Raw genomic sequence first — 25,250 nt, forward strand, 5'->3', positions numbered from 1 at the left:
GTATTGAAATGAGTAGAGGTTTCGAACTTCATTCGAAATATAAACCCGATGGCGATCAACCCGCGGCAATTGAATCCTTAGTGGACGGTTTGGAAAGTGGTTTAGCCGCACAAACACTGTTAGGTGTTACCGGTTCGGGTAAAACATTTACTATGGCTAACGTGATAAAAGAAGTGCAGCGTCCCACTTTAATCCTAGCTCATAACAAAACGTTAGCGGCGCAGCTTTATGGGGAGATGAAAGAGTTCTTTCCGAATAATGCCGTAGAGTATTTTGTATCTTACTACGATTATTATCAGCCTGAAGCCTATGTGCCAACTACAGATACGTTTATTGAGAAAGATGCCTCTATTAATGACCATATAGAGCAAATGCGACTGTCTGCGACCAAAGCGCTGATGGAGCGAAGAGACGTCATTATTATTGCCAGTGTGTCTGCTATTTATGGCTTAGGCGACCCAGAGTCATACATGAAAATGCTGTTGCACCTTCGCCAGGGCGACACTATGGACCAGCGCGATATATTAAGAAGACTTGCTGAATTGCAGTACAAGCGCAACGATCTGGCTTTCGAGCGAGGCACTTTTCGCGTTCGCGGCGATGTCATAGATATCTTTCCCGCCGATTCGGAAAAGCAAGCTGTGCGAGTTGAGCTTTTCGATGATGAAATTGATAAAATAAGCTTGTTTGACCCACTTACTGGTGCCGTTGATAAGTCAGTAGTGCGGGCTACCGTGTTTCCTAAAACTCACTATGTAACGCCGAGAGAAAAAATTCTTAACGCAATAGAGCACATAAAGGATGAATTGGGAGACCGTAAAAAGCAGCTGCAAGAAGCGAATAAGCTGATTGAAGAGCAGCGAATTTCACAGCGAACGCAATTCGACATAGAAATGATGATGGAGCTTGGCTATTGCTCTGGTATCGAAAATTACTCGCGTTACCTTTCTGGTCGCGCTTCAGGCGAGCCACCGCCAACCTTGTTAGATTACTTTCCAGCTGATGGCCTGATGTTTATCGACGAATCTCATGTAACCGTATCTCAAGTGGGTGCCATGTATCGCGGCGACCGCTCCCGTAAAGAGACATTGGTTGAGTTTGGTTTTAGGTTGCCATCGGCCCTTGATAATCGACCTCTGAAGTTCGAAGAGTTCGAGAAGATTTGCCCTCAAACAATCTATGTTTCTGCAACGCCCGGCGATTATGAGTTGAAAAAAACCGAAGGCGATATTGTTGAACAAGTAGTAAGACCCACTGGTTTATTAGACCCTATTATTGAAGTACGCCCCGTTGCTACTCAAGTGGACGATGTACTCTCTGAAATTCACAAGCGTGTAGCGTTAGATGAGCGGGTGCTAATAACCACGCTTACCAAGCGCATGGCGGAAGATTTGAGCGAATATTTGAACGAACACGGCGTCAAGGTTCGCTATCTTCATTCAGATATAGATACGGTAGAGCGTATCGAAATAATTCGTGATTTACGCCTAGGGAAATTTGATGTGTTGGTAGGGATAAACCTCTTACGAGAAGGTTTAGACATGCCTGAAGTCTCTCTTGTTGCCATATTAGATGCCGATAAAGAGGGCTTTTTGCGAGCTGAGCGTTCTCTCATACAAACTATTGGTCGTGCTGCACGTCACTTAAACGGTAAAGCTATTTTATATGGCGACACCATCACCAAGTCGATGCGAAAAGCTATCGACGAGACCGATAGACGCCGTGAAAAACAAATGGCGCACAACAAAGCGAATAATATCACTCCAATGCGTCTGAATAAGGCAATCACCGATATTATGGACTTAGGTGAAAGCGCGCACCCTGCGTCTGGTAAAGTAAGACTCCGTAAGGTAGAAGAGAAGAAAAAACAGCAGAAGACGGCCAGTGCCACTGATCTTATGGATCAAATTGCTGAACTCGAAAAGCAAATGTTTGAATATGCGAGAGAGCTCGAATTCGAAAAAGCAGCATCACTGAGAGATGATGTAGAAGCATTGAGAAAGCAAGTTGTCGCTTTATCGTAAATTTTTAACCAACAGGGGCGTGATGATCTTTGCTTAAAAACTGTAAAGCAACGACCAACACGCTCTTATAAAACAGTTATTCAGTATAAAGCTGAATAACCCACGAGATTAAAATAACAAAGAAAAAACACCATAATTGCGATTAAATGTCGCAAATTGTCGTTGTAATAGCCTGTCTAGTTTCATATAGTTAGTGAAAGAGTATCAATAACTATACCTAAAACAGGTGCTACTATGCTAAATCGTCTCCAAGAATCGGATATTAAGCTATTGCGTGTGTTTTACGCAGTGGCAAGTTGTAATGGATTTACGGCGGCTGAACCCGTGTTGCGTATGCAGCGACCCAACATAAGCGCGGCAATCAAAAAGTTGGAAGAGCGCTTAGATCTCGTTCTTTGTCATAGGGGCAGAGGCGGTTTTCAGATGACCAAGGAAGGCGAGGTTGTTTTTCAAGAAACCAAGCGTATTTTCAACGCATTCGATAACTTTGTTTTCAACCTGAAGTCGCTTCATGACGATTATTCTGGGCACATTACGCTTGTACTCATGGCCGGCTTGCCGCTTTCAATGCATCTGGCGGTCAGTAAAGCCGTTAAAAGCACCATGAAAAAGTTTGATGATATTCACGTAAATATTCAAACGCGTTTATATAATGAAGTAGAGCACGTAGCACTATCTGGTGAATGTCACCTTGTTGTATCAACCTATGACATGGTCAAACCCGAATCGGTAACCTTTCACCCTGTTGGGCTAGATGTTGAAGGGCGTTTATACTGCTCTCCTACTCATGCATTGGCAAAATACCGAGATACCGAGCTTCCCGATGATGTAAATATTGAGGATTATCCCGCAATAGGTATATCGGGTTTGTCTTCTGCTAACTATATTGAAGACGAATCACGTCTTGCTATTCAAACCTTCTCCGACTCTTTTGATGCTGCTATGTCAGCTATTATGACAGGAGAGTATGTAGGTCTGTTACCCGACTATATGGCAAAAGAGCAGGGAGCGGCGTTAGGATTAGTTCCTATCGCGAACGGAAGTCTATTTAAGTTCACCCACGAATTGTTTGTAATGAATGGCAAAAATACTCGGTTAAACCCAGTGTTACGCCACTGCATAAAAGAACTTAGCTATTTCATCGCTGAGAGCCAAAAATAATAGCAAACTTTTCTAAAATTACAGCGCAGAAATGGGTTTTGTGTGGCGAAGGCAGACCGTTGAAAGAAACAGGTATTTTTTATTTAGCCAAGTTACTTTCATTTTTTTTTGGAATTTACGGCTGCTTTTTTCTGCACAGCTCACTACACGTGCCTGTTGTTGTGAGCGCCGCCTCGATAGGTCTTTTAGGTAGCTTTTTTCCCTCTCATTTACGTTTCAAACACCACATACAGTCGGCAATCTATGCCGGAGCCTTTGCGGGAATGTGCTCCTACGATATTGTTTCCTCTGTTTACGATTTAATGTTGATGAGTATCATCGGTGCCGCGCTTTATACGGCCTTGAGGAATGTATTAATTGGCATTGGCGGAAAGCTTGGTGCAATTGCCTTCGTTTCCGTGGCTAGCGTTATCTTAACTAAAGCGATGATGTTCTGATGGTATTGTTTTTCTTTGCGCTATTAGGAGGCATAGTCACATACAAAGCTAGTTCTCAACCTTGGATGAACAGTGTTAGAGCAAGCAGTGCCGGTACATTAGTATGTTATCTATTGGTTTTGTTGCTCGCTGGTACAGATAAAGCTAACGTTTATGCCACTATGTTCTTTGGCGGAAGCTTTGTGGGCATGACATCGTCTCATCGACTCAATCATACCGGAATTTTGATCGCGTCTTGTGTGTTTGGCGCAATCAGTGCGGTTATTTTACCGCTTCTAAATGGAATTGGCGGGGCGTTAGGCGTGTGTGCTTTCATATCCGTTGTCATTGTGCATATCGGCTCAGTGGCGTTTCAGCGTATTGCAATGAGGAAGTGACCTCAAGCGCTCACGTCACTTTTCCGTTAAAAGCGCTTTGTGGACATAGCCCTTGTGAAAGGGCTTTAGTCACAAGTTAGACTCTTAAAAAGAACTACTCGTATTCTAAGGGGTCTGTGGCGTTATTGTCCTTAAATGCCTCTAAACGTTCTTCGCAGGCCCCGCATTTTCCGCAAGCTTTCTCTCTTCCGTTATAGCATGTCCACGTTTTGCCATAATCTAGCCCCATGTTGAGGCCGTCGGTGAGAATTGCTGTTTTGCTGTCATCGATGTAAGGAGTGACAATTTCAACGGGGGTGTAATTTGCTATCCCGCACACGTCGTTCATACGGTGCACAAATTCGGGTCTACAATCTGGATAAATAGCGTGATCACCAGCGTGAGCACCGTAGTAGACTTTGTTTGCCTCTAAACTAACTGCATAGCCAACCGCAAGTGACAGTAGAATCATATTGCGATTAGGTACAACCGTTTGTTTCATACTGGGTTCTTCATAATGACCTTCTGGAACCTCAATATCAGAGGTTAACGCAGAACCACCCACTAAAGAATTGATAGCACTTATATCAACCACTTTATGTGGCACATTAAGCGACTCACAGACCTCAGCCGCGTAATCAAGTTCTTTCTTATGGCGTTGACCATAATTGAAACTAAGCGGGTGCACCTTTTTCCCTTCCCTAAGCGCTTTATGCAATACAGTGAAGGAATCCATACCTCCTGAATAAATAACAACAACGTTTTCTGACATAGTTTTTGACGAATTAAGAAATAATGTCAGAATTTTATGTGATCCTTGGTAAAATCCCAAGATACAATCGGTAAAGGACGTCAATTTGTCTGTATTAAGCACGTTAAACATCAATGAAATGTTTGAAACCATACAAGGTGAGGGAGCGCATACAGGAATTCCCTCAATTTTTGTTCGTTTACAAGGGTGCCCAGTGGGGTGTCCGTGGTGCGACACAAAACACACATGGGAAATAAAAGAAGACTTAATTGTTTCCTCAAAAGAGATCATCGAGCAAACAGAGGAGTCAGAAACTTATTTTCTTAGCGATGATAAAGAGCTTCTCACCTTATTTGAAAAAGAGGGGTATCTAGCCAAGCACGTTGTCATTACCGGCGGTGAACCATGTATGTATGACCTGCGGGGACTGACTACATTACTGCACGATAACGGCTTTACAACGCAAATTGAAACAAGCGGCACGTTTGAAATTTTTTGTGATGAAAGAACATATGTCACGGTATCGCCGAAGATAAATATGCGAGGCGGTTTTGAAGTACTGACCAGTGCGCTAGAGCGCGCAAATGAAATAAAGCATCCCATTGCTATGCAAAAGCATATTGATGAACTCGACGCGCTTTTAGCTAATGTGTCGTCACTGGAAGGAAAGCAGGTATGTCTCCAGCCAATAAGTCAGCAACCAAGAGCAACGGAATTAGCCGTGAAGACTTGTATTGCGAGAAACTGGCGGCTATCTTTACAAACACATAAGTATATAGGTATTGAATAATAACCTAATGACAAATAAAGGAATGTTAGGGATGTGTAGAGCACTTGCTCTTGTGTTATTGCTTGGCTGTTTTTCGGTTCAAGGGGCGTTGTGGACAATCACCTACCCGCGTCCAATAGACGATACTGACGAGCGCACGCAATATCCCATAGCATTGCTTAAACTAGCGCTCGACAAAACAGGCGTTAACTATGAACTACGTCCCTCAGACAGAATTTTGCTATCTGGTAAAGCAATGCGCCAGCTGCGTGAAAATAGACAGGTAAACGTTGTGTGGAGTATGACGGATATTCAGAGGGAGAAAGATCTCAATGCTATTCGAATACCTATTGCCAAAGGACTAATCGGTCTACGAGTTTTTGCAGTAAACGATAAAAAGCGGGCGAAGTTCAAAAACATTAGTTCCATTGAAGATATGCGTGGCTTTGTTCCAGTGCAAGGGGAAGACTGGCCGGATACCAAAATTTTACAGGCCAACGGCTTTAATGTGTTTACTGTGCCTGAGTTCGATGAAGCCTACGATTTTCTAAAGCAGGGGAGAGGCGATTTCTTTCCCCGCTCGGTTATTGAGATCACACCTGAGCTTGAAAAGCTTGGTAAAGGGTCAAACATATCCCTAGAACCGTCTTATGCCTTATATTATCCCACTGCCATGTATTATTTTGTCAGCAACAATAATAAAACATTGGCAAATCTAATCGAGTCGGGGCTTCGCAGAGCGAAAGCTGATGGGTCGTTTGATAAACTTTTTCAGTCTACCTATTTGCCTGTTCTCGATGAAATTAATATGAGCGAAAGAACGATATTTACGATTGAAAACCCTTTGCTGCCCGATGATACGCCATTAGATGATGAATCTCTGTGGTATACGTCTATGCAATAAAAAACGCGACTTTACGTCGCGTTTTTTAGTTAACAAATTACTCTGCTGATATTAAGATTCACCCGAGTGAACCCCTTTCATTGAGCGACCCGACGGGTCTGCATTGTTCTTAAAGCTTTCATCCCACTCAAGAGCTTCTACGGTACTACACGCGATAGATTTTCCTCCTGGAACACAGCGTGCCGCGCTTTCTTGTGGGAAGTAGCCCTCAAAAATAGTGCGGTAGTAGTAACCCTCTTTCGTATCAGGGGTATTGTGCGGGAAGCGGAACTCGGCAGTGGCAAGCTGTTGATCAGTCACTTCGTTGTCTACAAAATCTCTGATAGAGTCTATCCAAGAATAGCCTACGCCATCACCAAACTGCTCTTTTTGACGCCACAAAACCTCTGCGGGAAGCGTGTCACCGTTATCGAACGATTTACGAAGGATCCATTTTTCCATTTTCCCATCAAGACACATCTTGTCTTGTGGGTTCAAGCGCATGGCCACATCAATGAAGTTTTTATCAAGGAAAGGCACGCGGGCTTCTACACCCCAGGCGGAAGTCGCTTTGTTAGCACGGGCGCAGTCGAACATATGAAGACGGTCTAGCTTACGAACAGTTTCTTCGTGGAATTCTTTAGCATTTGGCGCTTTGTGGAAATATAGGTAGCCGCCAAAAATTTCGTCAGCCCCTTCACCCGACAACACCATTTTAATACCCATAGCCTTAATCTTTCGGGTCATTAGATACATAGGTGTGGCGGCACGAATGGTTGTCGTGTCATAAGTTTCAAGATGGAAAATAACGTCACGGATCGCGTCTAAACCTTCTTGAATGGTGAAATGTATTTCGTGGTGCACAGTGCCAATCATATCAGCCACTTTCTTGGCGGCTTTCAAGTCAGGCGCACCTTCTAAACCGACAGCGAAGCTGTGGAGTCTAGGCCACCATGCGTCTGTTTTGTCTTCATCTTCTACACGCTTGGCGACATATTGTGCTGCGACTGCAGACACCAATGAGGAATCTAGACCACCTGACAGAAGTACTGCGTAAGGAACGTCTGACATCATGTGAGATTTCACGGCCTTTTCAAATGCAACTCGAAGCTCTTCGAGGTCAGAGCTGTTGTCTTTTACATTCTCATAGTCCATCCAGTCGCGCTTGTAATATTTAGTTAGTTTGCCTTCCTTACTCCACATGTAGTGGCCTGGAGGAAATTCACTTATGGTTTTACACACACTGGCTAGCGCCTTCATTTCAGAAGAAACATAGAAGTTGCCGTGCTCGTCGTAACCTGTGTAAAGGGGGATAATACCAATGTGATCACGTGCGATTAGGTATGCATCTTTTTCTTCGTCATAAAGAATAAAAGCAAACATTCCTTCTAGTTCGTCAATAAACTCCACGCCTTTTTGTTGATATAGGGGAAGTATAACTTCGCAGTCAGAGCGAGTTTTAAATGGATAAGGCTCATCCAAATCAGCAGCTAACTGCTTGTGATTATATATTTCACCGTTAACAGCAAGGATGTGTTTGTCGTTCTGACTGATAAGCGGTTGAGCGCCTGTATCTACATCGACAATAGCCAATCGTTCATGACAAAGAATGGTATTGTCATTATTCCAGATACCCGACCAGTCAGGGCCACGGTGGCGCAAAAGTTTAGATAAATCGAGGGCTTGGGTTCTGAGTTCAGACACATCGGTTTTGATATCAAGGATACCGAAAATACCACACATAAAACGAGTTCTCTCTGTTCACTTATTGAAAAAAATGGGTTATTTCTGTCGGGCGCTTGTCTATAAGCAGCGAAAGATTATTATTTTTGATTTGTATGGTTCGCGTGTCTTGAATGTGCCAGTCTGACAGGAAATTGCAAGTATATTGTGATGATAAAATGGAATTTATTAGTTCTTTTGAAGCCTGTTAACGGTAAAAATGCAAAAGTATTCTAAATTGCCTGAAAAATCGTCAATGATATACCTTAGCTAGCTGCGACGTTTCCTTTTAACTCCCAGAAGCTAGCGTTCTAACCTCTGTACTATTTACGATTAACAAGTTGCGATTAACAAGTTTCTATTGAATTTTTTATCGATAGTGAAGTTGGTACAGCGATGCACATTGCGAATGCAGTGCAAAAAAACGTGCAGAGTAAATGAAGAAGCCCCGCTGGGACGGGGCTTCACGCTTTTCTTATCTTTACGCTTTCGGTTTAGCTTTGTTTTTAATACTGGCGCTGAAACTCACTGCCTTCGTTCCATTTAGGCCACATAGGCGCGTTCGCTACATTCACACCAACGTCGAATAACATCTGTGTATCTTGCACTATGCCGCTTAAGTCCCAGCTGTCTCTATACTCATCACATACTTGGTGATAGCAGCCTGTAACGATAACATTCATGCGCTTGCGATATTTAGCTGTTTCCTCATCGGCAGGCTCGTCGCCTCCTTCAGCATAAAGCGCTGGTACGCCTTGCTTCGCAAAACTGAAGTGATCAGAGCGATAGTAGTAGCCTGCCTCTGGTTTATCCTCTTGTGTTAGCACTCTTCCTTGCTTATCTGCAGCCTTTTTAAGATAGGTTTCAAGCTCAGATTTTCCCATTCCAACCACGGCAACGTTTTTAGTTTTACCCAATACATTCATGGCATCCATATTAATATTGGCGACGGTTCTCTCAAGTGGAATGACCGGGTTAGCCGCATAGTACTTGCTGCCTAACAGACCTTGCTCTTCTGCCGTCACGACCAAAAATGATACTGAGCGTTTCGGTCTAGGGGTTAGAGAAGAGTAGGCCTTTGCCATCGCTATCATTGCGGCAGTGCCGGTAGCATTATCATGAGCGCCGTTATAAATTTGATCACCTTCTTTGCTAGCATCTTTACCAAGGTGATCCCAGTGAGCTGTATAGATGATGTGATCATCTGCAAATGCAGACCCGGGTAAAGTTGCAATAACATTATTACTCTCAGACTTTTTGAACGTGTTGTTAACGGTAACTGAGGCTTTGATATCCATGGCTTTGTGATAGGGGCCTTTCATCGCCTTGGCCTTCTCGCTAGTAAAATCTAACCCGGCATCACTGAACACTTTTTTAGCTGCATCTAATGTCAGCCAGCCTTCAACTGCAACTCTGCTCGCGCCTTTGTCGGGTGTTACAAGACCGTATTGAGGACCACTCCAACTGTTTGCCACTACCGACCAACCGTAAGAAGCCGGAGCTGATTCGTGCACAATAATAGCGGCTGCAGCACCCTGGCGACTGGCCTCTTCATATTTGTAGCTCCAACGACCATAATAAGTCATTGTTGTACCCTGAAATTTACCGCTTTTAGGGTTTTCAAAGCCAGGATCGTTGATGAGTATCACCACGGTTTTCCCTGTAACATCTAACCCTTCGTAGTCGTTCCAATCATATTCAGGCGCATTGACACCATAGCCTACGAATACTAGCTCAGAGTCTTCTAGACTCACTGACGCTTTCTCGCGTTTGGATGATGCCACCATGTCTTCTTTATAGGTGAAGCTATTGTCTCCAATAGACATTGTCATGTCGGGGTCAGCAGTAATTTCCATCAACGCTACTTTTTGCAGGTAGCTATCGCCATTTCCCGGCTCTAAACCGGCTTCTTTAAATTGGCTTACCAGATAATCAATTGTCTTCTTTTCACCCTCAGTGGTTGGTAAACGCCCCTCAAATTCGTCTGATGAAAGGATCTTCAACGGCTCTCTGATATCAGTGTCTGAAATGCTGTTATACACGTCATCAAAATTTGTTGACGCCTCTGCTGGCAAGGCATTTTTCACTTGGTTTTGTGGAGATTCTGTATCGTTAGATGGTGTACATGCACTTACGCTAAAAAGCGCAGGAACAAGCAAGGGCAAGAACATTTTTTTCATTATTAATCTCTATTAATTGTTTTTTTGCTCTACAATAGGGAGTGTCAATTTTTGCAAAAATATCAGAAACACATGGTAAAAACCGACACGCCGTAGTCATCAGTATAGAGAATTCCATAATCTGAACCAATAGGTGTTATGCAATCAGCACATATTCCTTTCGATAAAAGCCATCTTCATGATTCTGCCTCTCCTTGTGTTACCGCCCTTTTGTCAGAAGTTAACTTGCTAAATGAAAATGCTTTTCCCAGTGCGCAGCAGCTCAACAGGGTAGTGCAACGGTTTCAACCAAAATGGCAAGGCCCAACGTTCAAGGGACAAAGCACATTTCCAGCTACTGAAAGTCGATACTATGAAACCATTATTGGCGAAGACAATGTGGTTCCCACACGAGAGGACAACTGGCACGATTTATTTAATGCGCTTATTTGGGTTCAGTTTCCGAAAGCAAAATCACTGCTTAATGCACTCCATATTAAGGATATCGCAAACTTCGGGACGAACCCTCGTACGGCGAGACGAAATCGAATAACCCATTTCGACGAATGCGGTGTTGTCTTAGCTATTGAAGCTGGTGACAGTTTTAGTAAAACAGAAAACGTAAGCAAAGCAGAGCTAAACCAGTTTCTTGCTAGCCTCGCGATGCATGAATGGCATGAAGTATTTATTCAGCAGCGAGATAAATGGGGAAAATGCGTAACACCGTTTATCTTCGGACATGCGAATTTAGAAATGATGCTTAGCCCATTTATTGGTTTAACGGGCAAATGGCTTGCAGTCGCTGTTCCTAGTGGTTTTAGCAAATTAGACCCTTGGCAACAAAGGAGTGTGTTAGATAATGCTTTAGTGGAGCGAATAGTGCAGTTAGATAATTTTCAGCAGGCTCCTATTCTAAAACCCATTCCCTTATTAGGAGTGCCGGGATGGCACCACGATCAGACGCTCGATTTTTATAATAACAAGGAGTATTTTAGGCCGGTTAGAGAGGGAGCGAAAATGCCGACTCAGTTACCGCTTTGGAAGCCAATATAAAAAGGTTCCAAAGCAGTAAAAACGTGCGATATCAATTAGAATGCGAGTAATGCAACAAGCCAAATTGAATAAATAATAAGGTAAGGCGCCGTCGCGATTATTGCAGCTTTTTGCTTAGAAAATGATGTCCATTGCGATATACCGACCATAGCAAGGTAGATACCCCAAAACAGCTCTAATCGAATTGCCTGACAAAATGCAAACCACTCAGAATCCATGGGGACACTGAGAATATAGCTCAACGACGTTGGTGCTAATGCAGCTGGCGATATCTGATGGTCGTTGGTAAAGAGCAGTATGGCAAGACCTAATAAGCCTGTTATCACGTACGGCATAGACACCCACCATGAGAAGCCGTACCAGTCTGTGAAACCGAAAACATGACTGTCATCTGCACGGGTGGCTAGGTTTAGATAAACGGCATAGATTGCGTTAATGATAATGAGAGCAAAGAACGCACCAATAAGCTGAGACCACATTAAGCTGCTTCGGGTGAAAAAGGCGCGCATTTGATCTTCTTCAGCTGGGCTCATATCGCCCTGTGCAGCAATATTCAAATTCGCAAACCATTCAATATCAACAAAATTAACGTACAGATATTGCAGTACTAATGTGATGCCCATCACCATAAAAAATGGCATCCAACTCCAGTTGTTCCTTTCTCCAACTGCCTTGAACACGCCATTAGGTTTAAAAAATATATCGTTGCAAGCCTGGAATGGGTTTGAAACCGAGTGCATTTCTTTCTCCCTGAAAATAGTTTTGTTTTTATTTGGTTATTTGGCCATTCGAATAAGAGCGGCTTTTTTTAAGTAGAGTACGGAGTTGGCTCGCCAAAGTACAGCGCAATGCAAATTTTTCAACATACTAATTTGTAAGTAATTGTTGAGCAAATTTACACGGTAAGTTTAATACCATATAGGGTATAAGAATAAAAAAGGAAGCAACAGCTTCCTTATTCACTTAAAACCTAATCACCGTTCTTTGACTTATTTACCTAGCCTGATGTTCGAAGCTGACGTCCACGGGCTAAAAATAAGTCGCATTAAGAAGGCAAAGCACAATGGCGCTGTACACAATCGATATAGGTAGACCTATTTTTATGAAATGGGAAAACCGGTAGTTCGCGGCATTGTATACCAGTAAATTAGTTTGATACCCAAAAGGTGATATAAAGCTAGCACTTGCAGCAAAGGCAACCGCTAAAGCAAAGGGCATGAGCGGAGCACCAATAATCTCCACTAAGCCGTACGCAAAAGGAAACATTAAGGCAGCAGCGGCATTATTAGTCACAAATTCAGTAAGCAAAAGTGTAATCAGGTATATAGCTATTAATGCAATAAACCAGTCAGTGCCAGACAGTATGGGCATTAACGCTTGAGTTGTAACAGCAATTACACCTGAAGTTTCAAGTGCAGTAGCTAAACTCAACGCGCCCACAATCACCACAATCAAATTGAGGGGAAGGTTTCGTTTCATTTCACCATTAGACGTTACTTTCATGATCACCAAAACTGCAGCCAAAAATAGCAAACCGATGGCTAAATTAATAATGTCAGATGCAGCAAGTGTAACGGTAGTTAAAAAGCCACCTAACGTGATCCATTCTTGTTTGTTGGTGAGCGGGCGAGCGATTTTTTGCTCTGAAAGTACGAAGAAGTTCTTACTCAGGTTTTGCCTAGTCGCGAAGTCAGGGCCTGTTGCGAGAAGCAAAAAATCACCAGACTTTAATTTTATTTCCCCAAGTTTACCTGAGAGTTGTTCCCCGTCTCTGCGTATGGCAACAACGGCGGCATCAAACAACGCCCTAAAACCCAACTGCTTTATTGTTTGCCCAATTATTTGTGCACGATTTGATACCACTACCTCGGTAAGGCTTTCCCGTAAAACGCCATCGGTTTCGGCAAACATACTTAAGCCTTTTATATGGCTTAAATTGTCTAGCTTTTGTACGTTACCCGAAAACATCAGCTTATCGTTTTCTAGAATAACAACCTCAGGGCCAACAGGGGATATCAAATTCTTATCTCTGACAATCTCTACTAAGAAAAGCTCGGGAAGGTTTCTCAAATGATTTTGTTCGACAGTTTTGCCAATAAGCTCTGAGCCGGCTTCAACCTCAGCTTCTACCATATAGGCAAAGTAGCTACTGTCCTTATTGCCGATATTCGGTAGTAGTGGCAGTAACAAAAACATCAATAAACCGCAGCTCAATCCAGCAACAGTACCGTATAGGGTAAAGTCAAAGAAGTTGAAGCCAGGATGTCCATGCTCTTGCAAAAAACTATCGACTATAAGATTTGTAGACGTTCCAATTAATGTCACCGTACCACCTAAAATAGCGGCATAGGACAAGGGGATAAGTAATCTTGAAGCTGGATGATGTTGGTTTTGCTTAATGGGGCCTATGAGGCTTGCCACAATAGCAGTGTTGTTGAGAAGCGCTGATGAGATAAATGTCAGCGAGAACAATCGCCAATACGACCGTGTAAAGTCAACAGTCACTAACTTTCTGCCAAGGCGTTTGATAAGTGCAGTTTTATCAATGGCACTACTGACTAAAAGCAGCAAAACAAGGGTGATTAAGCCCTTGTTCGTCAAATTTAGTAGAATGTCATCTAGCGATAATTGCTGCGTAACCAGTAAACCCAACACTGCACCAGAAAATACAGTGGAAGGGCGCTGATTGGTAAAAATCAGCGCAAAAATCGTACTGGCAAAAATTGCCAGTACGATGAACTGGGTAACATCCATATATTGTCCAGTCCTGCTTATAGCTTAGAAATATCCACAGCGTTCCAATGAGGGAAGTGCTTACGCACTAGCTCGTTGAATTCTAATTCAAACTCAGAAAAGTTTGCAGAAGCATGCTGTGCATCACCAGAAATGGCATCAATTACCATACCCGCACCTACCGTACCGTTGGTAAGACGATCGATAACGATAAATGAACCCGTTGGGCGATTGCGTTTATAAGGGTCGCATGCAATAGGCTGAGTAAATTTCACATCAACCACTCCAATCTCATTGAGATTTAGGTGCATAGCATCGGCTTTTTCTAATGTGTTAACGTCTATTTGATTATCGATATGAGCGACAACACCAGGTGTTGATTTCGTTGCAAACTTAAACAAGTATTGCTTGTTTGGCATCAATGGCTCTTCAGACATCCACACAAGATGAGTTTTGAACTGCGTAGAAAGCAAAGGCAAATTATCTGACTTTACAATCATGTCGCCACGAGAGATATCGATTTCATCTTCTAGAGTAAGCGTTACCGCCTGAGGTACATAAGCGCGCTCTTGGTCACCCTCAAAAGTCACTACTTGCTTAACTTTTGATGTTTTGCCAGAAGGAAGTGCAGTAATTTCGTCTCCTGGCGCAACTTGACCAGAAACCACTGTGCCTGCGAATCCGCGGAAATCTAAGTTAGGACGGTTAACATACTGTACTGGAAACCTGAAGTCGTCATGGTTGTCGTCTTCACCAATCTCGATGTTCTCCAGCATTTCCATTAATGGCGTGCCGTTAAACCAGGGCGTGTTTTCGCTAATACTTACAACATTATCGCCTTCAAGCGCAGACAGTGGAACAAATTGAATATCAGGAATATCAAGTTGCTCAGCAAACTTAAGATAGTCAGCTTGAATCTGCTCGTAAACGTCTTGCGAATAGTCCATTAAATCCATTTTGTTGATAGCAACAATAACGTGTTTAATCCCCAACAATGAAACTAAGAACGAATGACGCTTGGTTTGTACTTTTACTCCGCCGCGTGCGTCGACAAGGATGATAGCAAGGTCGCAGGTGGACGCGCCGGTTACCATGTTACGTGTATATTGCTCGTGCCCTGGGGTGTCTGCAATAATAAATTTACGCTTGTCGGTTGAAAAGTAACGGTAAGCTACGTCAATTGTTATACCCTGCTCACGTTCAGATTGAAGACCGTCTACAAGTAAAGCAAGGTCTACTTTCTCGCCTGTTGTCCCCGATTTCTTGCTGTCTTTTGTAATAGCGGCAAGTTGGTCTTCGTAAATCATTTTCGAGTCGTGAAGTAGACGACCAATAAGTGTACTTTTACCATCATCTACGCTTCCACACGTAAGGAATCGTAGCATGTCTTTCTTTTCGTGCTGTTCTAGGTAAGACAGAATGTCTTGTCTTAATAATTCGTTTTCGTTGTTCATGTTATGCGCTCACAAGGAAAAAGGGGTTTAACACAGATTCTTTCTGATTGTAGGTAAGATCTTCTGCTTTGGTGTCTAATGGGTTTGCTGGGTCGAGCACAGTTACTCTAGCACCAGCTGCAATGGCAACAGCATGCGCTGCACCTGTATCCCACTCCGATGTGGGGCCTAAACGAGGGTAAAGGTGGGCTTCACCTTCTGCCACTAAACAGAGTTTTAAAGAACTTCCCATAGCTACCAGTTCAGTTTCACCTTCAAGTTGTGCTAGTAAATTCTGAATTTCAGGGCTTTGATGAGAACGACTTCCGACTATTTTCCACACGTCGTTACCGCTGTGTTTCTTCGCCGTGATAGGCGTGAACACATCGTCGATTTCGGTCCAAGCACCTTCACCAACAATACCCACATAGCTTTTGTTTAACGCTGGAGCGTAAACAATACCCATAGTCGGTATACCGTTTTCGATAAGTGCAATATTTACCGTAAACTCACCGTTTTTCTTAATAAACTCTTTCGTGCCATCAAGAGGGTCGACCAGCCAGTATGACTGCCACTGCTTGCGCTCGTCCCACGAGATATCAGCCGATTCTTCAGATAGGATAGGTAAATCAGACTCTGCAGTAAGAGCGTCTACGATAACGTTATGGGCAGCTAAATCAGCCTCAGTTAGCGGGCTAGTATCCTGCTTTTCGTAAATGGCAAAGTCGTTCTCATAAATCGCCATTATTTTATCGCCTGCCTCTTTGGCAATGCGTAGCACGATTTGTGCTAAAGAATTAATAGGCATTGTCATTTACACCAATCCTTTTTCTTCAAGCAGAGCATATAAACGTTCAACGGTTTGCTCTGCAGATTCGTCCTGATACGTTAAGTGTACTTCTGGTGCTTCGGGCGCTTCGTAAGTTGAGTCGATGCCGGTGAAGTCTTTGATTTCGCCGCTACGAGCTTTCTTATACAAACCTTTAGGATCGCGCTGCTCGCACACTTCAAGTGGCGTGTCGATAAACACTTCTACAAACTCGCCTTCTTCCATTAAGCTGCGGCAATAATCACGGTCAGCTTTAAACGGAGAGATAAACGCAGTCAGTACCAAGGTTCCAGCGTCAACAAATAGCTTGGCAACTTCGCTGATACGGCGAATGTTTTCGACCCTATCTTTATCGCTAAAGCCTAAATCGCCACATAAGCCGTGACGTACGTTGTCGCCATCTAACAGGTACGTATGTTTATTTTGTTCGTGAAGTTTTTTCTCAAGCAAGTTGGCTAACGTAGATTTACCAGAACCACTTAACCCGGTAAGCCAAAACACGCGAGGTGTTTGACCTAACTTTTCAGAACGGGTAGTTTTATTGACTTCATGTTTATGCCAAACAACATTGTCGGTGGCCATTAGAAGTACCCTTCCATTTTCTTCTTCTCCATAGAGCCTGCGCTGTCATGGTCGATAACGCGGCCTTGACGCTCAGACGTCTTGGTAAGCAACATCTCTTGAATAACTTCTGGAAGTGTTGCCGCTGTTGACTCAACAGCACCGGTCAATGGATAGCAACCTAGAGTACGGAAGCGAACAGAGCGCATTTCTGGCACTTCGCCTTCTTCTAACGGCATGCGGTCATCATCTACCATTATCAAAACGCCGTCACGCTCTACTACTGGGCGCGGCTTTGACAGATATAGCTGTGGAATATCGATGTTTTCAAGGTAGATATATTGCCAGATATCTAGCTCAGTCCAGTTAGACATTGGAAATACACGAATACTTTCGCCTTTGTTTACCTGTGAATTATAAATGTTCCACAACTCTGGGCGTTGGTTCTTTGGATCCCAGCGATGGTTGCTGTCACGGAATGAATAAACACGCTCTTTGGCGCGAGATTTTTCTTCATCACGACGGGCGCCACCGAATGCAGCATCAAATTGATACTTATTCAGTGCTTGTTTAAGAGACTGGGTTTTCATGATATCAGTGTGTTTTGCTGAGCCGTGGCTAAATGGGCCTACGCCAGCTTCAACACCTTCTTCATTGATGTGAACAAGCAGATCAAAGCCGTGCTTTTTCGCCTGCTCATCGCGGAATTTTATCATTTCGCCAAACTTCCACGTGGTGTCTACGTGAAGAAGAGGGAAAGGAATTTTACCTGGTGCAAACGCTTTACGTGCTAGATGAAGAAGAACCGAAGAGTCTTTTCCTACCGAGTAAAGCATTACTGGGTTGTCAAACTCAGCAGCAACTTCTCGAAAAATTTGGATACTCTCGGCTTCGAGTTGTTTCAAATGCGTGATAGACGGGATACTTGCAGTCATTTTGAAGTCCGATTTATGTTATATAAAAAAAAGTTATATGCGGGTTGTTTTTCTGCATAGAAAGATAACATATTTATTTTCAAAAGTAGTATGCCATTTTGCTATTTAAAATAGCTTACTTATTCTCAAAAATAGAAAGGCTATATAATTTAGTCATAAGCGCTTGTTTTGGCGACTAGAACGTAAAAAGCCTCAAATTGCGAAACAATTTGAGGCTTTACAAAACAATGAATTTCTTATTAACGCGCGTTAAATTGCTTTTGAAATTTATCGAAGGTTTCAGTGACACCCTCGCGCGGCTTGCCTGTTTTACTCAGTATAATAATAGTTAGGCTGGAAAGAATAAACCCAGGTACTATTTCATACATCCAGTCTCCGAGCGCTTGGCCGTTGATAGTTACCGGTAGATATATCCACAGTAATACAGTTACCGCACCTACAACCATTCCGCCTAAAGCTGCCCGTCGAGTCATTTCACGCTTAAATAAGCTAAATAGAACCAATGGACCGAATGCGGCGCCGAACCCTGCCCAAGCATTGCTGACTAGGGTCAATATGGTGCTGTCTCTGTCGTACGCTAAAAATATTGAGACTAGCGCAACTGCAATTACGCTTAGTCGACCGGCAATAACTAACTCTTGGTCAGAGGCGTCTTTACGTAAAAATGCTTGATAAAAATCACTGGTAAGTGAACTAGACGTTACTAACAGTTGCGATGAAATTGTACTCATAATCGCCGCTAAAATTGCGGCTAATAAGAAGCCACCAATAAGAGGGTGGAATAAAATTTGTGAAAGGTAGATGAAAACGGTTTCGGGGTCGATGGAATTACCATTTCCGGTTACGTAGGCTAGCCCAAATAAGCCTGTCATTAGTGCACCAATAATAGATACGATCATCCAACTCATACCAATGTTACGGGCTTTCGGAATATCCTGCACCGAGCGTATCGCCATAAAGCGCACAATAATGTGTGGCTGACCAAAATAACCCAGTCCCCAGGACATCAGCGACACTATACCAATAAAGGTTATGGCTTCATTCGAAGATGCATCCATGAATGCGTCAAACAAAGCAGGGTTGATGTTATCAAGTGCATCGATAGATGCGCCAATACCGCCCAATTCACTGATAACCACCGCTGGCACCATGATTAGCGAAACAAACATGATACAGCCTTGTACAAAGTCGGTCATGCTAACTGCCATGAACCCGCCGACCAATGTATAGGCAACAACAACGCCTGCAGTGACATACAAGCCAGTTTCGTAACTCAACCCGAACGAGGTTTCAAATAATTTGCCGCCGGCAACTACACCAGACGATGTATAAAGAGTGAAGAAAACGACAATAACGACAGAAGCGATAACTCGAAGAATGCGTGAGTTATCTGCAAAACGATTTTCGAAATAATCCGGGATGGTGATGGAGTTGCTGGCAACTTCGGTATAGATACGCAGTCGTGGGGCGACAAGTAAATAATTGGCTAGTGCGCCTAGCGTTAAACCTACGGCAATCCAGCCTGCAGATAAGCCCGAGACATACATTGCTCCCGGAAGACCCATTAACATCCAACCACTCATATCAGACGCGCCTGCGGATAAAGCGGTAACGGCCGGGCCTAACTGGCGGCCACCTAACATATAACCTTCAACGTTGGTGTCTGTTTGCCGGTAAGCAAAAAGACCTATCCCCAACATTACAACAAAATACAAACCCAACGAAATAATCGTGCCAGTAGCCATATATGTTCCCTTTAATTTTTATTCCATGCTATCACCAATAATTTGGAGTCTCCATGTAAGTATGTGCTCACTGGTTGGTTTTTGAACGGTTTTTTAAAAGATTATGCTAATTTTGATAATATTTATCCAACTGTGGGTTTACTAGCATAAGACGCTCGCTAGCACCAGCATAACCCCTGTGTTCGAGGTGCTCGAGGGGAGAAAGTTTTTGAAGCCTGCTAATTCGGGTGTTTATAAGGATATTAATAGGGAGTAGTAGGGGTTAATAGCTGTGCGCCAATGTTGTCGATTCAACTCTTGAGCGCCCGCGATTTTTTGCTTTGTATAACAGGTCGTCGCACAATTTAATAACAGATTCAGAGTTTGTTGTTCCGTTTAGTGCAACAACGCCACTAGAAAATGACACGGTGAATGCTTTATTGGTAGTAGACCAATTTGTTTTACTTGAGAAGGAGTTGTTTAACTCGTCAAGAATTGCTGTCACTTCTTGTTCTGTGGAATGTTCAAAGTAAATAAGAAATTCTTCGCCGCCATACCGGCACACTAAGTCACTCTTTCGAATTCTTTGGCGAATGATATCGCTAAATGTACTTAATACTTCATCACCTACAGCATGGCCATATTTGTCATTGATGCGTTTAAAGTGATCTATGTCGAGCAGTGCAAGACAGGAAGATGGGTGTCTTTTAAGCAGTGCTTTTAATTGTCGTAGCATTGCTCGTCTGGTAAGAGCGCCTGTAAGAGAGTCGGTATTGGCTTGTTTGTCACTTTGTTTTTTTGCTAGCCATAACCATGAGGTAATCATAAGGCAGATAACTGCGATAAGTGCAAATACTGCGGTGCGTAAATTCGCTTTGTCTCCTGTTAATCCCACTTTTTCTTGCTGTAATGAGAGCAATTCTTTTTGGCGATATTCAGCAAGTTCAATATCTTTTGAAAGCAAATCTAGCTTGATGCCGCTAGCAGATTGGAATTTCTCCCCATGAGAATTCAACAAAGCCAGTTGATACTTTTCTTGATATGAAAATGCATTCTCGATATCACCTCGGATGTTATAAATATGCTTCAGTATGAGGTACCTATTCAACACGGCTTTATTTTTTAGAGGCGTGGAAGAGTATTTCTTTTCAAATGCTTCCTCAAGCTGAAGAATCGAATAATTAAATTCCTCATCGTTTCCATTCACTGCGTTATATATGGCGTTGGCAGTAGGCTTTATGTCAGCAGACTCGTTTGGAAACAAAACCGAAGAGTTCAAGACTCGAGTGCTAAGTTCAGTCAGTTTTGCCTTGTCTCCCTCTCTTAGTCGAGAGCCATAAACACTCATTTCAAACATATCTAGAAACACACTTTCAAAGTGGTCGTCAACGGGGGCGCTATCTCTCGCTTCTTCAATTAATTCTAGAGCTTCGTCGAACTTGCCAAGTCGGTTTAGAGTACTAATTGCAAATAAAAAGTCCGTTGTTTCTAAAGAGCGATACTGTCTTTTCAAAGATATGAACTTTTTGGCATGCTCGGCTGATTTGGTCGGTACATTCAAGTTTAGGTATAAGTCCGCTAAATCATTGTGCGCATCAACCAGGTTAATTTCCATTACGAGTTTGTTACCTGATGGTTCAATGGGTAAATGAGGCAACGCAAACTCTATTTCATTTATCGCTTGTATAGGTGCTGTATCAATCAACTCCGACGCAATCCACATACTAACCGTTATGATTGCTACTTTGTTACCTGAGCGTAGAAGGTCGTTCTTTAAGCTGTAAAGTGCAGGAACAGTTGAGCTAAGACGCTTCACTGAGCCTTTAAAATCATTGAAACCTTTAATATAGATATGGTACGCCTTCAAAAAAGCGTAAGTTTTAATATCGGCTCTCTTTAAAGCTTGCCAATGTCTATCTAAGAGAACTTCTTTTATAACAACGGGGACTTTTGGCGCATCAACTTGTTGAGCGTTAGATAGGGCTATCACATGCCGAAAAACAACACTTATATCCGATTTATCAGATTGGAGTTTGCTTTGCTTGAGTTGTTGGAGAATGTCTTCGTTTGAGAGCTCAGAAGGATAGTTCCATTCATAAAGCACGGCATGAGTGAGATTAGCGTAGCGGTTAATTTTTTCCGCATCGCCATTTTGAAGCGATGAGGCAAAAACTAAAGAGGGGATATATATTAGTAAAAGCAAAGAGGCTTTTACAAATATACTTACACTACTGATACTCACTTTGCGACCTGCTTACTCTATCTTTTTTATCGTGATGCTTTTCAATCGCCGCAATACCCTACAATGGCTATTTTTAGAAAATCATTAGTAGATCATGAGACGCAAACGGGCGAAGAGTATATAAGGTGTGAGGGCGGTTTGCATGTTAAATTATCAGTAATATTGTAAAGTCTGTAATCGGCGAAAAAATTGGGGGAAGCACTTACATCAATTTAGCTTTAGATATTCAGCTTACTCAGGCAGTAAACTGCATTCTTTTTGCAACCGCCTCTTTCATCTCTGTAAGATCAGCACGCTTATCGCCGACAACAATGACGTTTGCCTGCCTCATTTTTATGCTTTCTCCGTGAAAGCGATTGTCTTCAAAATAGCTAGGCAGCTCCATGTGCTCGTCTTTAGGTACCACGAATACCGACATTTTTCCCTGCGGGGTATCAATAATCAAATGCAGGCTTCTCACCGTATTTAAGTGACAGTAGTTTGCTACCTCAATACCCTCAATCATGTCGCTAAAACTGGCGCCGAAGCTTGCTAATTTTGCATTTACCATATTCAGGTCAACAGGCAAAAGAGAGTGTGCTTCTTCCACCTCTGCATACTGCATATGGGCGAGCGCTTGCCCTGAAAGGTCGACCGAGCCCTGGTTCCACATAGTGATACTTATCCCAATAGTAAAAGCCACTGAGGCCGCGACTGCCATATACCATCGGCTTCTTTTCTTATAGCGATTGAATTCATCAGCAGACTGCTGCCAAATAAGCTTGCTCGCTAAATCATCAGGTACTTCAACCTTTAACGCCTGCTTAAGCTTTTTGTCCATTTGTTTTTGCTCATGCCAAAAGCTACGCTTTTTTTCATCGGCATTTGCTGCGGCAATAAGGTCGCTGTCAGTCGTTTCTGGATCCGCATAAATTCTGCGTCTAAACTCTAAATCATCCATTTATTCGACCTCTGTTTTCATCTTGTTTTTCGACCGCCTCTTTCAGCTGATTTCTGGCTCGAAATAAACGTGTCATAACCGTGTTTTTATTGAGATTTAGCTGTGCGGCAATTTCTTCACCGCTAAAACCGAACAATAGCTGCAAAATAAGAGGTTCTCGATATTCAATACTTAACCCCCCGAGTAGCCGGTGGAGTTCTCGTTGGTTGATATCGCCATCTGCTTGCTGAGTCTCGTCGTGGATAAACACATCATCGATATCAACAACATCTAGTTGTTTGCGCTCAAATCGTCGAGCATTTTCACGGCGCAAAATCGTGATCAACCAAGCTTTTGCTGCTTTCTCGTCATTGAGAGCGTCGAGGGAACGCCACGCCCTAAGGAATGTTTCTTGAACAATATCTTCAGCTACACTTCTGTCTTTCACTAGCCAGTAAGCGTAACGGAAAATATCGGCGTGAAATGCCTTCACTAGGGCTTCATATCTTTGATGCTTTGCTTTCATACTCGATAAGACCTGCGTGTTATCGATTTTATTTCGAGCAAACATAAAATATTTTCCATTTTGTGTTTTGAAAGATTACCCAAGTGTTGCGCCGCAAAAAAAAGCGCCGCGGCGAAACTGCCTAGGCGCTCTTTAACATTATCACTTTAACAGTAAAGCATCACATGGCGCTTCGGTTTTTAACCCAAGCGTCTACGTTCTCTTCTAATATAGAAAGCGGAACTGGACCATTTTTTAAAATTTCATCATGAAAGCCTTTCCAGTCGAAATTGTCCCCGAGCTCATTCATTGCTTTCTCACGTAACTCCATTATTTTGAGTTTTCCAATCATGTAAGCAGTAGCTTGCCCGGGCATAGCAATATATCGTTCAATGGCTTTTTGTGCGTCGTACTCAGGGTTTGGCGTATTTTCAACTAAGTATTGTACCGCCTCTTCTCTAGACCATTTTTTAGCATGAATACCGGTGTCGACAACGAGTCTGCAAGCACGCCATAGCTCCATGGCTAATCTACCAAAATCAGAGTAGGGGTCTTTGTAAAAGCCCATGTCTTTAGCAAGTTCTTCGGTATATAACCCCCAGCCTTCTGTATACGCAGTAAAGCTTAAGAACTTCTGAAACTGTGGAATACCATCGAGTTCTTGAGCAATAGTTCGCTGCATATGGTGGCCTGGAATACCCTCGTGGTACGCCAAGGCTTCTAGTTGGTACGTTGGCATCGCCTTCATATCATATAGGTTAGCGTAGTAAATACCGGGTCTGCTTCCATCTTGTGCCGGGCTTTGATAAAAGGCTTTCCCCGCAGATTGCTCTCTAAATGCCTCCACCCGTTTTACAATCATGGGGGCTTCAGGAAGAATGCCGAAATAATCAGGGATTTCCTCTCTCATATCGTCGATTGCTTGTTTGGCATCATCAAGATATTGCTGTCTTCCTTGGGGCGTTGACGGAAGATAGAACTGATCATCTTCACGCATAAAAACAAAGAATTCTTGAAGTGTGCCCTCAAATTCAACTTCTTCCATAATGTCGCGCATAGCGTTGTGGATCCGCTCAACATTATTCAAGCCAATTTGGTGAACCTCTGAAGCAGTTAGATCGGTAGTAGTAAACCAATTTAAACGGTTTTGATACCACTGTTCTCCATCGGGCAGTCGCCAAACCCCATCGCCCTCTGGAGACAGTGTTTTTTGGTGTGCTAATTCTTTTATTAAGCGCTCATAGGCGGGCTCAACCGAGCTAGTTAACGCCTTTTTGGCCTCTTCGAGGAGTGCCGCCTTTTCTTCATCAGTTAATGATAGAGCGCTCACTTTGCCTTGGAAATCTTCCCAAAGTGTCGAAGCTGTTTCGGATGTGTCAAATGGAATACCCTTGATAACGTTTCGAGATGCATCGATCATTTGGTCGTAAGCCCATTTCGGTGGGAATACACCGGCTTTTTCTCTTAACTTCATCTGGTCGATGACCTGGTCGAAGTAGGTACTCACATTGTTAAGTCGACTTACATAAGCTGCCGCATCTTCCTTGCTTTTTACGCTGTGAATATTGATAAGGAAACTAGGTACTTGCGTATGAGCAGCTCTGAACTGGTGCACTATATAACGATGGTGGCGAAATTCATCGTTGGCTAAGTCTCTTTCAATGCCAAGTTTGTACAGACGAAGACTGAGTTTTTCTTGCTCGTTAAGCTTTTGAGTGTCAAAGGACTCCAGCGTGCTGAGTCTTTCTTTAGCAATAGCTATTTGTGCATCTACCTCAGCTTCGCTAATATCATCCCACTTGTCGTAATCCCATTTTTTTCCTAGGTAACTTTGAAATAGGGGGGAACGTTTCAAGTCTTCTTCAAATGAACGCTCAAAAAACGCTGCAAGGCGTTGGGATTCTGTTTGCGCCGAGTCTTTTTCACTTTTAACCGCAGTAGGTTGTGTTTGTGATGTTTCATTAGCCGGAGAGCACGCTGTTATTGATAATAGTGCAATGGCAATCGGTGTAAGTGAAAATAGTGATTTTTTCATGTTATCTCCCAGTCTTGGT

The 25,250-nt window shown here is 43.0% G+C and carries 21 protein-coding genes; 7 read left to right on the forward strand and 14 right to left on the reverse strand.

The window, feature by feature from the left end:
- Window positions 1–8 precede the first annotated feature (8 nt).
- The 4 genes from uvrB to GTW09_RS04675 all read left to right on the forward strand — a co-directional run bounded on the left by uvrB (window position 9) and on the right by GTW09_RS04675 (window position 3,999).
- Window positions 9–2,024: an excinuclease ABC subunit UvrB gene (gene uvrB, locus GTW09_RS04660; RefSeq protein WP_163110454.1), complete on the forward strand. Its 2,016-nt coding sequence runs from the start codon at window positions 9–11 to the stop codon at window positions 2,022–2,024.
- A 234-nt stretch (window positions 2,025–2,258) separates the two neighbouring features.
- A complete protein-coding gene (locus GTW09_RS04665; RefSeq protein WP_071979539.1) occupies window positions 2,259–3,185 on the forward strand; it encodes a LysR family transcriptional regulator in 927 nt (308 codons plus the stop codon).
- Window positions 3,186–3,244: 59 nt separating this feature from the next.
- Window positions 3,245–3,622, forward strand: coding sequence for a hypothetical protein (locus GTW09_RS04670; protein WP_239059271.1), 378 nt, complete (start codon window positions 3,245–3,247; stop codon window positions 3,620–3,622).
- Entirely contained in the window at window positions 3,622–3,999 is a 378-nt protein-coding gene (locus GTW09_RS04675; RefSeq protein WP_071979538.1) for a hypothetical protein, read from the forward strand. Before GTW09_RS04670 ends, GTW09_RS04675 begins: the two co-directional genes overlap by 1 nt.
- Window positions 4,000–4,093: 94 nt before the next feature.
- On the opposite strand, the gene queC is transcribed toward GTW09_RS04675, so the two are convergent.
- Window positions 4,094–4,750, reverse strand: a complete 657-nt coding sequence (queC, locus tag GTW09_RS04680) for a 7-cyano-7-deazaguanine synthase QueC (protein ID WP_163110456.1) — start codon at window positions 4,748–4,750, stop codon at window positions 4,094–4,096.
- 118 nt (window positions 4,751–4,868) lie between these two features.
- Between queC and queE the strand changes: the two genes are divergently transcribed.
- Window positions 4,869–5,519 carry a 7-carboxy-7-deazaguanine synthase QueE gene (gene queE, locus GTW09_RS04685; protein ID WP_071981237.1) on the forward strand — a complete coding sequence of 217 codons (651 nt, stop codon included), beginning with the start codon at window positions 4,869–4,871 and terminating at the stop codon, window positions 5,517–5,519.
- Window positions 5,520–5,550: 31 nt separating this feature from the next.
- Entirely contained in the window at window positions 5,551–6,402 is an 852-nt protein-coding gene (locus GTW09_RS04690; RefSeq protein WP_239059272.1) for a substrate-binding periplasmic protein, read from the forward strand.
- 51 nt (window positions 6,403–6,453) lie between these two features.
- Here the strand turns inward: GTW09_RS04690 and asnB are convergent, their stop codons facing one another.
- Together asnB and GTW09_RS04700 are read right to left on the reverse strand one after the other, a co-directional pair.
- On the reverse strand, window positions 6,454–8,124 hold the full coding sequence (gene asnB, locus GTW09_RS04695) for an asparagine synthase B (protein ID WP_071979536.1): 1,671 nt from the start codon (window positions 8,122–8,124) through the stop codon (window positions 6,454–6,456).
- Between the two features lie 485 nt (window positions 8,125–8,609).
- Complete coding sequence (locus tag GTW09_RS04700; protein WP_163110460.1) at window positions 8,610–10,283, reverse strand: M28 family metallopeptidase; 1,674 nt, start codon at window positions 10,281–10,283, stop codon at window positions 8,610–8,612.
- 138 nt (window positions 10,284–10,421) lie between these two features.
- Here GTW09_RS04700 and GTW09_RS04705 point away from each other — a divergent pair, with 138 nt between their 5' ends.
- Window positions 10,422–11,315, forward strand: coding sequence for a DUF3025 domain-containing protein (locus GTW09_RS04705; protein ID WP_163110462.1), 894 nt, complete (start codon window positions 10,422–10,424; stop codon window positions 11,313–11,315).
- Between the two features lie 35 nt (window positions 11,316–11,350).
- Here the strand turns inward: GTW09_RS04705 and GTW09_RS04710 are convergent, their stop codons facing one another.
- The 11 genes from GTW09_RS04710 to GTW09_RS04760 form a co-directional block, all read right to left on the reverse strand.
- On the reverse strand, window positions 11,351–12,055 hold the full coding sequence (locus GTW09_RS04710) for a YIP1 family protein (RefSeq protein ID WP_163110464.1): 705 nt from the start codon (window positions 12,053–12,055) through the stop codon (window positions 11,351–11,353).
- A gap of 289 nt (window positions 12,056–12,344) precedes the next feature.
- The gene (locus GTW09_RS04715; RefSeq protein WP_163110466.1) at window positions 12,345–14,069 is read right to left on the reverse strand and encodes an SLC13 family permease; all 1,725 of its coding nucleotides are present in this window, start codon (window positions 14,067–14,069) and stop codon (window positions 12,345–12,347) included.
- Between the two features lie 17 nt (window positions 14,070–14,086).
- Window positions 14,087–15,502 (reverse strand): sulfate adenylyltransferase subunit CysN, encoded by a 1,416-nt coding sequence (gene cysN / locus GTW09_RS04720; RefSeq protein ID WP_163110468.1) that lies wholly within the window; start codon window positions 15,500–15,502, stop codon window positions 14,087–14,089.
- Window position 15,503: 1 nt separating this feature from the next.
- Window positions 15,504–16,295: a 3'(2'),5'-bisphosphate nucleotidase CysQ gene (gene cysQ, locus GTW09_RS04725; RefSeq protein ID WP_163110470.1), complete on the reverse strand. Its 792-nt coding sequence runs from the start codon at window positions 16,293–16,295 to the stop codon at window positions 15,504–15,506.
- Window positions 16,296–16,892: an adenylyl-sulfate kinase gene (cysC, locus tag GTW09_RS04730; RefSeq protein ID WP_163110472.1), complete on the reverse strand. Its 597-nt coding sequence runs from the start codon at window positions 16,890–16,892 to the stop codon at window positions 16,296–16,298.
- Entirely contained in the window at window positions 16,892–17,806 is a 915-nt protein-coding gene (gene cysD, locus GTW09_RS04735; protein WP_071979528.1) for a sulfate adenylyltransferase subunit CysD, read from the reverse strand. Before cysD ends, cysC begins: the two co-directional genes overlap by 1 nt.
- Before the next feature lie 239 nt (window positions 17,807–18,045).
- On the reverse strand, window positions 18,046–19,551 hold the full coding sequence (gene putP / locus GTW09_RS04740) for a sodium/proline symporter PutP (RefSeq protein ID WP_163110474.1): 1,506 nt from the start codon (window positions 19,549–19,551) through the stop codon (window positions 18,046–18,048).
- 262 nt (window positions 19,552–19,813) lie between these two features.
- Entirely contained in the window at window positions 19,814–21,772 is a 1,959-nt protein-coding gene (locus GTW09_RS17740; RefSeq protein WP_163110476.1) for a diguanylate cyclase, read from the reverse strand.
- Window positions 21,773–22,007: 235 nt separating this feature from the next.
- Window positions 22,008–22,712, reverse strand: a complete 705-nt coding sequence (locus tag GTW09_RS04750; RefSeq protein ID WP_163110478.1) for a DUF3379 family protein — start codon at window positions 22,710–22,712, stop codon at window positions 22,008–22,010.
- The gene (locus GTW09_RS04755; protein WP_163110480.1) at window positions 22,705–23,262 is read right to left on the reverse strand and encodes a sigma-70 family RNA polymerase sigma factor; all 558 of its coding nucleotides are present in this window, start codon (window positions 23,260–23,262) and stop codon (window positions 22,705–22,707) included. Before GTW09_RS04755 ends, GTW09_RS04750 begins: the two co-directional genes overlap by 8 nt.
- 115 nt (window positions 23,263–23,377) lie before the next feature.
- The gene (locus tag GTW09_RS04760) at window positions 23,378–25,231 is read right to left on the reverse strand and encodes a DUF885 domain-containing protein (protein ID WP_163110482.1); all 1,854 of its coding nucleotides are present in this window, start codon (window positions 25,229–25,231) and stop codon (window positions 23,378–23,380) included.
- Window positions 25,232–25,250: the final 19 nt, after the last annotated feature.

The organism is Alteromonas hispanica, assembly GCF_010500915.1.
Classification (GTDB): Bacteria; Pseudomonadota; Gammaproteobacteria; order Enterobacterales; family Alteromonadaceae; genus Alteromonas; species Alteromonas hispanica.